This window comes from Microcystis sp. LSC13-02 (assembly GCA_002282935.1).
Lineage (GTDB): Bacteria > Cyanobacteriota > Cyanobacteriia > Cyanobacteriales > Microcystaceae > Microcystis.
This window is the reverse complement of record MTBT01000142.1, coordinates 1-10,506: the sequence shown is the minus strand read 5'-3', so window position 1 is coordinate 10,506 and position 10,506 is coordinate 1. Positions and strand designations below refer to the sequence as shown.

The following is a 10,506-nucleotide window of genomic DNA, read 5'->3' as shown; positions in this document are numbered from 1 at the left end:
CTTTGGTTTCTACCAGTGTAGTCGCTACTGATTTACTAGGTAACTTAGCAGATTCTGGGGGTTAGAGGTTTGGTCTGGTGAGGAACTAGGGGAATTCCGATAGAGATTTGTGGTTTGCCCATAACAATTACATTTTTAGTCGATTTCTCGGAATAAATAGCTGAAAATTTGTCAAAACGTGCTGCTTTGCCTACCGCATAAGCGATTAAACGTGGCAAAAATAAAAAATTAGATTGGGAGAATGAACCAGCCCTGTCCTGCTCCAGTTATAGTAGGTTGATTCATGAATCAACCTACCTGCTCCCTAGGAGGGAGATTTAGCGATCGACTGACCCCATAATAATATCAATACTGCCTAAAATCGCCATAATATCGGCAACTTTTACCCCTTTGAGGATATGAGGCAGAATTTGAAGATTATTAAAATCGGCGGCCCGAATTTTCCAACGCCAAGGGAAAACATCATCATTACCGACGATAAAGATACCTAATTCGCCTTTACCACTTTCCAAACGCACATAATGTTCACCTTTAGGAATCTTAAAAGTGGGGGCGACTTTTTTGGCGATATATTGATAGTCAAAATCATTCCAAGCTGATTTTTTCCCTTCTGCCATCCGTTTCGCTTCCAGATTTTCGTAGGGACCACCGGGTAAACCTTTCAGTGCTTGCCGGATAATTTTCACCGATTCGCGCATTTCCCGAATCCGCACCAGATAACGAGCAAAACAATCGCCGGCGGTTTCCCAATGCACTTCCCAGTCAAAATCGTCGTAACACTCGTAATGGTCAACTTTTCTTAAATCCCATTTCACCCCGGAAGCGCGCAACATCGGACCGGATAAACCCCAGTTAATCGCTTCGTCTCTGGTAATGCAGCCTATCCCTTCAATACGACGGCGGAAAATCGGGTTATTAGTGATTAATTTCTCGTATTCGTCCACTTTTGGCTCAAAATAATCACAGAAATCCTCGCACTTATCCACCCATCCGTAGGGTAAATCCACCGCCACGCCACCAATGCGGAAATAATTGTTATTAATTAACCGCATTCCCGTCGCAGCTTCCCAGAGGTCATAAATCATCTCCCGTTCTCGGAAAATGTAGAAAAAGGGAGTTTGTGCGCCTACATCCGCCATAAAGGGGCCTAACCAGAGTAAATGGTTAGCGATGCGGTTGAGTTCCAACATAATCACCCGGATATATTGCGCTCGTTTGGGAACGGCGATATCGGCTAATTTTTCGGGAGCATTGACCGTAATCGCCTCATTAAACATCCCTGCGGCGTAATCCCAACGACTAACGTAGGGAACGTACATGACATTGGTGCGATTTTCGGCAATTTTTTCCATGCCCCGATGAAGATAACCGATTACGGGTTCGCAGTCAATCACGTCTTCCCCGTCAAGGGTGACGATTAAGCGCAAAACTCCGTGCATCGAAGGGTGATGGGGTCCCATGTTTAAAACCATGGGTTCTGTTCTCGTTTCAATTTTTGCCATAGGGCTACCGATGATCCCGAAAATCTTTTTAAAGTTATTATAAGTAAACGCTTCGACAATACACAAGGACTATCGGGTATCAGTGATCAGTGATCAGTGATCAGTAATCAGTAATCAGTAATCAGTAATCAGTAATCAGTGATCAGTAATCAGTAATCAGTAGTCAGTCCCGATGAAAAAATTTTCACCCCCAAAGATGAAAGAGGTTTCCTTCCCTACACCCCACACCCCACACCCTACACCCTCTTTCAAGTCAGGAGATTATTTTTATTTATTCTTCCCACTTCCCCACTTCCCCACTTCCCCACTTCCCCACTTCCCCATTTCCCCACTTCCCCATTTCCCCACTTCCCCATTTCCCCATTTCCCCATTTCCCCATTTCCCCACTTCCCCACTTCCCCATTTCCCCACTTCCCCGCACCCTACACCCCACACCCTACACCCCACTTCACCACTCGATCGAGTACAATAGAGTGTTCAGCAAAAGCGATCGGTTATTAGCTTTGATTAGTCCTTCGGTAAGAGTTATAGACCAGAGAAAAGACCGATTAAGAGCAGCAATCAGCCGAAAAAGCTCAAAAACTGAATTTTAGGCTCAAGGCTGACGTTAGCTTGCTGAAAGCTGAATCCCGTTGATAATTTTTTTACTTGAATCACCGTGGTTATCCAAATCGACTCAACTCAAAACTACGAAACCAAAACCCAAGAGATCGCTAGACAACTTTTAGCCGAAACTCGCGAAAAAAAAGGTCTTTGGTCTGCTTTACAGGATCAAATGCGTTGGGATGATAAATTACTCGATTGGGCCATGTCTAACCCCAATTTACGAGTACAATTATTCCGTTTTATTGACTGTTTACCCGCTTTACGCAGTAATGCCGAGATCGCTAATCATCTGCAACAATACCTCGGTGATGCTTCCGTAGAACTGCCCAGTGCGCTGAAAAATATCCTCAACTTTAGTGATCCTAACTCCCTACCCGCTCAAACGGCCGCCAGTCTGATCAGTAAATCCGTAGAAACTTTAGCTCGTAAGTATATCGCCGGGGAAGACCTAGAGCAAATTACTCGCACTGTCACCCGTCTGCGGAAGGAAAAAATGGCTTTTACCATAGATCTCCTCGGTGAAGCGGTAATTACTGAAGCGGAAACCCAAGTTTATCTACAAAGTTATCTGGATTTAATGACCCATTTGGCTCAAGAAGCGACCAAATGGAATAAAGTTAGCCAAATTGATCAAGCGGACGGCGAATTACTACCACAAGTGCAGGTTTCTGTCAAGCTAACTGCCTTTTATTCTCAGTTTGATCCCATGGATCCGATTGGCAGTAAAGAGAAAGTTTGCGATCGCATTCGCCTACTATTGCGACGCGCTCAGGAGTTAGGGGTGGCAGTCCATTTTGATATGGAACAGTACGTTTATAAAAACCTCACCCTGGCTATCCTGAAAGAATTACTCCTAGAAGAAGAATTTCGCAGTCGTACCGATATTGGCATCACCCTACAGGCATATTTAAGAGATTCTGCCCAAGATTTACAAGATTTAATTAATTGGGCGAAAAAGCGCGGTTATCCCGTTACTGTCCGGCTAGTCAAAGGCGCTTACTGGGATCAGGAAACGATTAAATCTCGCCAAAATCATTGGCCACAGCCGGTATATAACGAAAAATCGGCCACCGATGCCAATTATGAACGGATGACGCGGTTATTATTGGAAAATCATCAATATTTATCCGCTGCTATCGGTAGTCATAACGTGCGATCGCAAGCCTTAGCCTGTGCGATCGCAGAAAGTTTAGAAATTCCCCGTCGTCGCTTTGAAATGCAGGTATTGTACGGCATGGGCGACCAATTAGCCAAAGCGTTAGTGAAGCGGGGTCATCGGGTGCGGGTTTATTCCCCCTACGGACAACTCTTACCCGGTATGGCCTACCTAATCCGCCGTTTATTAGAAAATACCGCTAATAGTTCCTTCCTGCGGCAAAATTTGGAGGATCGTCCCGTGGAAGATTTAATCGCAGCCCCCCGGGTTTTAGGCAATGATAACCCGATTATCCCCGGTTTTCCTAATGCCCCTGATACAGATTATGCCAACGAGCAATTGCGAAATAAAGCGAATCAAGCCCTTACTTTTGTCAAAAATTCCCTCGGTAAGACCTATTTACCCCTAATTAACGGTGAATACGTCACCACCAATGTTCAAATTAATTCCGTTAATCCCTGTAACCCGCAGGAAATAGTGGGTAAAGTGGGCTTAATTGAGGTGGAACAGGCAGAAAAAGCGATAATAGCGGCGAAACAGGCTTTTCCCGCTTGGAAACGCACTCCAGTGGCTAAAAGAGCCGAAATACTGCGAAAAGCGGCAGATTTGATGGAAGCGCGACGACACGAGTTATCGGCCTGGATTTGTTTAGAAGTGGGCAAAGTTATCCAACAGGCGGATCCGGAAGTGTCAGAAGCGATCGATTTTTGCCGTTATTATGCTTCCGAGATGGAAAGACTGGATTTAGGGCATAATTTCGACGTAGCAGGCGAGAATAATCGTTATTTCTACCAACCCCGGGGTATTGCTTTAGTGATTTCTCCCTGGAATTTCCCCCTAGCGATCGCAGTGGGGATGACAGTAGCAGCTTTAGTAGCCGGTAACTGCACGCTATTGAAACCAGCCGAGACTTCTTCGGTGATTACGGCGAAATTTGCCGAGATTCTCCTAGAAGCGGGTATTCCTGCCGGAGTCTTCCAATATATCCCGGGTAAAGGTTCGCAAGTGGGGGCGCATTTAGTCAGCCATCCCGATGTTCACCTAATCGCCTTCACCGGTTCACGAGAAGTGGGCTGTCGCATCTATACAGATGCCTCTATCGTGCAAAAGGGTCAAAAACACCTAAAACGAGTTATCGCCGAAATGGGCGGCAAAAATGCCCTAATCGTCGATGAGAGTGCCGATTTAGATCAGGCCGTTGTCGGTGCGGTTAAGTCCGCTTTTGGCTACACCGGCCAGAAATGTTCCGCCTGTTCCAGGATCATCGTTCTGGAAAGCGTCTATGATAGCTTTGTTGATCGCTTTGTCGAGGCTACCAACTCCCTCAATATCGGGCCGACGGATTTACCGAGTACGGAAGTAGGACCGGTTATCGACGAGAAAGCTCAAGCAAGAATTCGGGAATATATCGAAACTGGTAAAAAAGAGGCAGAATTGGCCCTAGAAATGCCAATTCCAGAGGTGGGTTACTTCGTCAGTCCCACCGTCTTTAAGAATGTTCCCCCCGATGCGGTAATAGCGATGGAGGAGATTTTTGGTCCAGTGGTGGCGATTATCAAAGTGAGTAATTTTGAGGAAGCTTTAGCTGTGGCTAACGGAACCGACTATGCTTTAACTGGTGGCTTATATTCTCGCACTCCTGCCCATATTAACCGAGCTATGCAGGAATTTGAAGTGGGAAACCTCTATATTAACCGGGGAATCACCGGCGCGATTGTTTCCCGTCAACCCTTCGGGGGTTTCAAGATGTCGGGGGTGGGTTCCAAGGCAGGGGGTCCGGATTATCTCTTGCAATTCCTCGAACCTCGTCACATCAGCGAGAATATTCAACGTCAGGGATTTGCACCGATTGAAGGGGCCGATTAAGCGATATAGCTAAAATTGGTTATTATTGGGGGTTTATACCCCCAAATCTGGTTCATTTATCGGCTAAAACCCATCTTAACCCCCTATCCTTAGATTAAGCGTTTTCACTTTCGAGGGATTTCGCTAGAATACAGAAAGCGGTAAAGCGCGTAAAGTATCACGGAAACCTCCCGCTCCTTTGTACCTCGGAACAAATATCGCCCTTGAAAATGTAATGGTGACGGGTCAAGCAGGATAGAAGCTTAAACGGGGGCATAGTCTTCGGATTGTGTCTAGTTAAGAGGAGTAGAAGCAAGAATCTCCCGTCACAGCGTAGCTTGACGGCGAGAGTGTCAAATACTTAAGTTGAGAATTGCGTCAGCCTATCAAGAAAAGACTATGACGATTGAAACCATTGCCACAAAACCCTTTAGTGACCAAAAACCGGGGACTTCCGGACTGCGAAAATCCGTTCCCGTTTTTCAACAACCCCATTATCTGGAAAATTTTATTCAAGCTATCTTCAATACTTTAGACGGTATTGAGGGTCAAACCCTAGTTGTGGGTGGAGATGGTCGTTATTATAACCGTCAAGCTATTCAAACTATCCTGAAAATCGCCGCTGCTAACGGTATCGGTAGAATCCTCGTGGGAACCGATGGTATTGTCTCCACTCCCGCTATTTCTGGGTTAATTCGCGAAAATAACGCTTTTGGCGGTATTGTTCTCTCCGCTAGTCATAACCCCGGCGGTCCAGAGGGGGATTTTGGCATTAAGTACAATGTTACTAACGGTGGACCGGCCCCGGAAAATATCACCGATGCAATTTATGCCGAGACTAAGGTGATTAGCAGTTATAAAATCCTCTCAGGGGCCGATATTAACCTCGATCGCCCCAGTTCCTTTAAACTGGGAACTATGGATGTGGAAGTGATCGATGGGGTCACTCCCTACGTCAAAATGATGGAAAAGATTTTTGATTTCGATCGCATTCAAGCCTTACTCACTTCTGGTAAGTTTAAAATGTGCATGGATTCTCTCCATGCGGTGACGGGTCCCTACGCTTATGCTCTATTTGAACAGCGTTTAGGCGCGCCCAAGGGTACAGTATTAAATGGTATTCCCTTAGAGGATTTTGGTGGTGGTCATCCCGATCCTAACCTAGTCTATGCCCATGATCTGGTGGAAATTCTCTTTGGTCAAGAGGCTCCGGATTTTGGGGCTGCTTCCGATGGAGATGGCGATCGCAATATGATCCTCGGTCAGAATTTTTTTGTCACCCCCAGTGATAGTTTAGCTGTACTAACTGCCAACGCTCATCTAGTACCGGGCTATCAAAATGGTATCACGGGAGTGGCGCGATCGATGCCCACCAGTGCGGCGGCCGATCGAGTAGCGGCTAAACTGGGAATTGACTGTTATGAAACTCCCACCGGTTGGAAATTCTTCGGTAATTTGCTGGATGCGGGGAAAGCAACCCTTTGCGGGGAGGAAAGTTTCGGCACGGGTTCCAATCATATTCGCGAAAAAGATGGTTTATGGGCGGTTCTTTTCTGGTTAAATATTTTGGCAGTTAAAGGGGAATCTGTAGAGGAAATTGTTCGTAGTCATTGGCAAGAATTCGGTCGTAATTTCTATTCTCGTCATGATTATGAAGAAGTCGCCTTGGAACCGGCAAAAGAGATGATGGCACGTCTCCAGAAGTTGGTTTTAGACCTTAAGGGTAAACAATTTGGTAACTATGAAGTGGAATATGCCGATGATTTTAGCTATACGGATCCCGTGGATGGTAGTGTGAGTAAAAATCAAGGTATTCGCATTGGTTTTACTGATGGTTCTCGGATTATTTTCCGTCTATCGGGGACGGGAACTAAAGGAGCAACTCTCCGGGTTTATCTAGAAAGTTATGAACCGGACGCGAGTAAACACGATATCGACACCCAAAAGGCCCTACAACCCTTAATTGATTTAGCCGAAGAAATCGGTCAAATTCGTCAATCTACTGGACGTGAACAACCCACGGTTATTACCTAAAATCTAGGGAGCAGCTATCAGTTTTTATCGGGTAATTTTTTGACCTGCTGACCACTGATAGCCTCTCCTTAATTACTTTCAGTAATTGCTTTGTGGTACAATTTCTGAATTCCCGTCACTAATTTATCTAACATCGATCGATGGCTATCATGAGTCGGATCAAAACTCTGAACTTTAGTTAATAATTTCGCTTCCTGTACGTCCACGTCGTCATCGCTATAGATTAAAGTGCTAATCGATGCTAGTAGATCTTGATAGATTTCTGGACTAGGATTATCGCCTAAATAGGACTCTAACCATCGATAACATTCACTGGTTTTAACTGGTTTTAGTTCCGATAATAGTGGTTTAATCTCTGGATCATCATCAAGTTTTTCCCTGACAGCTACCTGTCGTAAATAATTTCTTTCTGATGGTTGAATGACACCATCAATCCAAGCAACACCGATGAGAATTTTCAGTAATTGTTTATTTTTCATTTCACACTTCCTTGACTAACTTAGCCATAAAAAAACCGTCTTGATTATGTCGATGGGGTAACACTTCGATCGCTCCCGTTTCTGTATAGTATTCTGAGAAAGATGAATTAGAGTCGGGAGTGGCCATTTTCCAATCGGGATGAGCGGCTAAAAACTGCTCGATCACTCCTTCATTTTCTAACGGATTTAAAGTACAGGTGGCATAAACTAAGATTCCCTTCGGTTTTACCCAAGTGGCAGCCGAGGCTAAAAGTTCCCCCTGTCGTTTAGCTAGTACAGGTAAATTTTCGGGTGTTTGTCGCCAACGTATATCAGGACGCTTGTGCAGGGTTCCCAATCCTGAACAGGGAGCATCGATTAGTACACGATCAGCGATGCCGCACCACTGGGGACGATCGCGACTATCCCCCAGATGTACTTCGATCGCTTTTAAGTCTAATCTTTTAATATTGGCTTCTAACTGTCGTAAACGGGATGCCGTTTGATCACAGGCTAATATTCTACCCCGATCGCCCATTAATTCGGCGATATGAGTGGTTTTTCCCCCTGGTGCCGCGCAAGCATCGATAATTGTCTCTCCGGGCTGGGGATCGAGTAGATAAGTGACTAATTGGGCGCTAATATCCTGTAGGGTGTAATTTCCGGCTCGAAATCCCTCTAAACGCTCAATATTGCCTAAACCAGAGGTTAAACGGCAAGCTAGAGGTAACTTAAGATGATTAAAAGTTATATTGGCTGATTCTAACTCATTTTCTAGGGCTTCTAGGCTAGTTTTCAGGGGATTAATCCGAATATCAAGGTCAGGAGAGCGATTAAACCATTGACAAAGTTGTTCCGTTTCCGCAACACTAAAGCGATCTAACCACAATTGCACCAACCAATCGGGGAAACTGTGGAGAATACCCAATCTAGAAGCGGTATTTTCTGGCAAAATTAAAGGATCGTCGCCATTAGCAGTTAAACGGAGATATTGCCGCAGCATTCCGTTAACCACCGCCGCTAATTTGCCTAAATGACTGATTTTAGTTAATTCTACCGCCGTATTCACCGCCGCTGATGGGGGAATCTGGGATAGATAACGCAGTTGATAAAGACCAATATGGAGAATTCGCCGTAAATCCGGGGGTTGCTGGGCCGCGGTTTTTTTCCCCAGGCGATCGAGCAGCCCATCCAGAGTTCTTTGTCGGCGCATTATACCATAAACAATCTCCGTTGTCAAGGCTTTGTCAAGACAATTTAAGGAACTAGCGGACAAATGGCGATCAAGAGCGCGATCGGGATAGGCCGAGGAGCGATCGATATCCCGTAAAATCAGCAAAGCCAGCTGACGAGCATTATTCATGCAGTTTCTAGACGATTACGGAGGAATTGGCGTAAAATAGTCAGCGCCGGAATCGGGATTTCGTGACCCATATTTAACTCATGATATTCAACGTTAACCCCCAAACCAAGCAGTAAATCCCTGGCTTGACGAGCTATGGCGACAGGAACGACGGTATCCTGCTTACCATGAACAATTAAGACATTTTGTGGGCCTTGGGGATGGGGTTCACCGTGCAGATAACCACTCAAGGAACCCAATCCCGCCAAGGGTAAAGATAAACCCACATCCAGCGTCATCGCTCCCCCTTGGGAAAAACCGGTCAAAAAAGTCCGCTCTAGGGGAATACCGGTAGTTGCTTCTAGGGAAATAATCCAATCGTGCAACTGTTGACGACTAGCGACTAAACCTTGATAATCGGAGGTTTCTAAAGCATACCAGGCGCGTCCCCCCGGCACTTGGGGATGATCAAAAGGAGCATTAGGAAACAAAAATTGACAATCAGCTAGATCCAGCATCGATGCAAGGGGGGCCAGATCCATGGCATCTGCACCCCAACCGTGCAGCATGATCACTAGATAGCGAGCGGGATTTTCCGGGGAAGGGGGAATGACAATCGGGTTAAAAGACAGAGTTTTTTCCTCGCAATTCTTTTTTTTCTCTATTCTATAGCGATTTTCCCGCCAGTGAGATGGGTGTTGGGGAGTCTTTTCAGTGATCACTGATTCGTAACCAGTAATCAACACTGTTCGACCGTTCCGGTTAAATAGCGGATGGTGATTCGGTAGTAAGTAGTCGGACATAAGTTTTCGCTGCTGTATAAAGTTTTGTAAATAGGGTAGAAGGCTGTATGCAGCAGCGAAAACCGCCTATTTTACATTCTTTAACATAGTGTTGTTTATTTATGTCCGACTACTTATAAGAGTATTGATGTAACAATTTTGACAATTAATAAATGAAAAAAAGTCTTTAAAAAATCCTTTTTAAAATCGGGAAATAAATGACGAATCCTAAAAGCTGAGAAATAGCTAATTCTAGTTTCAACTGCTACTCCAATAATTATCGAAGCAAACACAAAAGACCACCGATGTCCTTCCACAAATTTCTGTATTTCACTAGAAAGGTCGGTGGCAGCAGTTGTCTGAGAATCTACCAAAAATAGGTAATGGGTGAATGAACTGAAAAAAAGAAACTTATCTAATTCCGTTAGAACCTGACTACAAAATACCATTTACCCTCAGCCAACGAGTTTTCCAAGTGGGAGTAAAGATTTTGTAGTTTTCTTGTTCACTAACTGAGATATAGCCTTTTTCCGCTAGTTTTTCTAATTTATCTTGTAAGTCAGCTTCTCCAATTCTATCTGTTTCAATTTCAAAGCTCAAGGCAGTGGCAGCCCTAACTTTGAGTAAATCAGATAAAAGAGACTTCTCCGCGGAGGTTAAATAATAGGTATCAGTTGTTTTAGCCATAAAATTCCAATAAATTTAGGAATGTTGCTGAGGGGTATAAACCAAATCAGATAAAACGTCAATCAAGTCAGATGGACATGAGCCTAGTTCATG

Annotated in this window: 7 protein-coding genes and 1 pseudogene; 2 read left to right on the top strand and 6 right to left on the bottom strand. The window is 44.8% G+C overall.

Annotated elements, in window-relative coordinates:
* Window positions 1–317 precede the first annotated feature (317 nt).
* Window positions 318–1,502, bottom strand: a complete 1,185-nt coding sequence (locus tag BGL89_RS08655; protein WP_286825368.1) for an NAD(P)H-quinone oxidoreductase subunit H — start codon at window positions 1,500–1,502, stop codon at window positions 318–320.
* A gap of 659 nt (window positions 1,503–2,161) precedes the next feature.
* On the opposite strand from BGL89_RS08655, the gene pruA reads away from it, so the two are divergent.
* Together pruA and BGL89_RS08645 are read left to right on the top strand one after the other, a co-directional pair.
* Window positions 2,162–5,131 (top strand): L-glutamate gamma-semialdehyde dehydrogenase, encoded by a 2,970-nt coding sequence (pruA, locus tag BGL89_RS08650; RefSeq protein ID WP_286825367.1) that lies wholly within the window; start codon window positions 2,162–2,164, stop codon window positions 5,129–5,131.
* A 378-nt stretch (window positions 5,132–5,509) separates the two neighbouring features.
* Window positions 5,510–7,144 (top strand): alpha-D-glucose phosphate-specific phosphoglucomutase, encoded by a 1,635-nt coding sequence (locus tag BGL89_RS08645; RefSeq protein ID WP_286825366.1) that lies wholly within the window; start codon window positions 5,510–5,512, stop codon window positions 7,142–7,144.
* 68 nt (window positions 7,145–7,212) lie between these two features.
* Here BGL89_RS08645 and BGL89_RS08640 read toward each other — a convergent pair whose 3' ends face one another.
* From BGL89_RS08640 to BGL89_RS08620, 5 genes and pseudogenes are all read right to left on the bottom strand, one after another.
* Window positions 7,213–7,623 (bottom strand): tellurite resistance TerB family protein, encoded by a 411-nt coding sequence (locus BGL89_RS08640; protein WP_286825365.1) that lies wholly within the window; start codon window positions 7,621–7,623, stop codon window positions 7,213–7,215.
* A gap of 1 nt (window position 7,624) precedes the next feature.
* On the bottom strand, window positions 7,625–8,965 hold the full coding sequence (locus BGL89_RS08635) for a 16S rRNA (cytosine(967)-C(5))-methyltransferase (RefSeq protein ID WP_286825364.1): 1,341 nt from the start codon (window positions 8,963–8,965) through the stop codon (window positions 7,625–7,627).
* A complete protein-coding gene (locus tag BGL89_RS08630) occupies window positions 8,962–9,555 on the bottom strand; it encodes an alpha/beta hydrolase (RefSeq protein WP_323801800.1) in 594 nt (197 codons plus the stop codon). The genes BGL89_RS08635 and BGL89_RS08630 overlap by 4 nt, the downstream gene beginning before the upstream one ends.
* Window positions 9,556–9,863: 308 nt before the next feature.
* Window positions 9,864–10,175: pseudogene (locus BGL89_RS08625) on the bottom strand (hypothetical protein); the annotation flags it as partial.
* On the bottom strand, window positions 10,162–10,413 hold the full coding sequence (locus BGL89_RS08620; protein WP_286825363.1) for a hypothetical protein: 252 nt from the start codon (window positions 10,411–10,413) through the stop codon (window positions 10,162–10,164). The gene BGL89_RS08620 and the pseudogene BGL89_RS08625, both read right to left, overlap by 14 nt.
* Window positions 10,414–10,506: the final 93 nt, after the last annotated feature.

Excerpts from the sequence above, each read along its gene's own strand:
- BGL89_RS08645 (WP_286825366.1), top strand. The coding sequence starts at position 5,510 with ATGACGATTGAAACCATTGCCACAAAACCCTTTAGTGACCAAAAACCG.
- BGL89_RS08640 (WP_286825365.1), bottom strand. The coding sequence starts at position 7,623 with ATGAAAAATAAACAATTACTGAAAATTCTCATCGGTGTTGCTTGGATT.
- BGL89_RS08655 (WP_286825368.1), bottom strand. The coding sequence starts at position 1,502 with ATGGCAAAAATTGAAACGAGAACAGAACCCATGGTTTTAAACATGGGA.
- BGL89_RS08620 (WP_286825363.1), bottom strand. The coding sequence starts at position 10,413 with ATGGCTAAAACAACTGATACCTATTATTTAACCTCCGCGGAGAAGTCT.
- BGL89_RS08635 (WP_286825364.1), bottom strand. The coding sequence starts at position 8,965 with ATGAATAATGCTCGTCAGCTGGCTTTGCTGATTTTACGGGATATCGAT.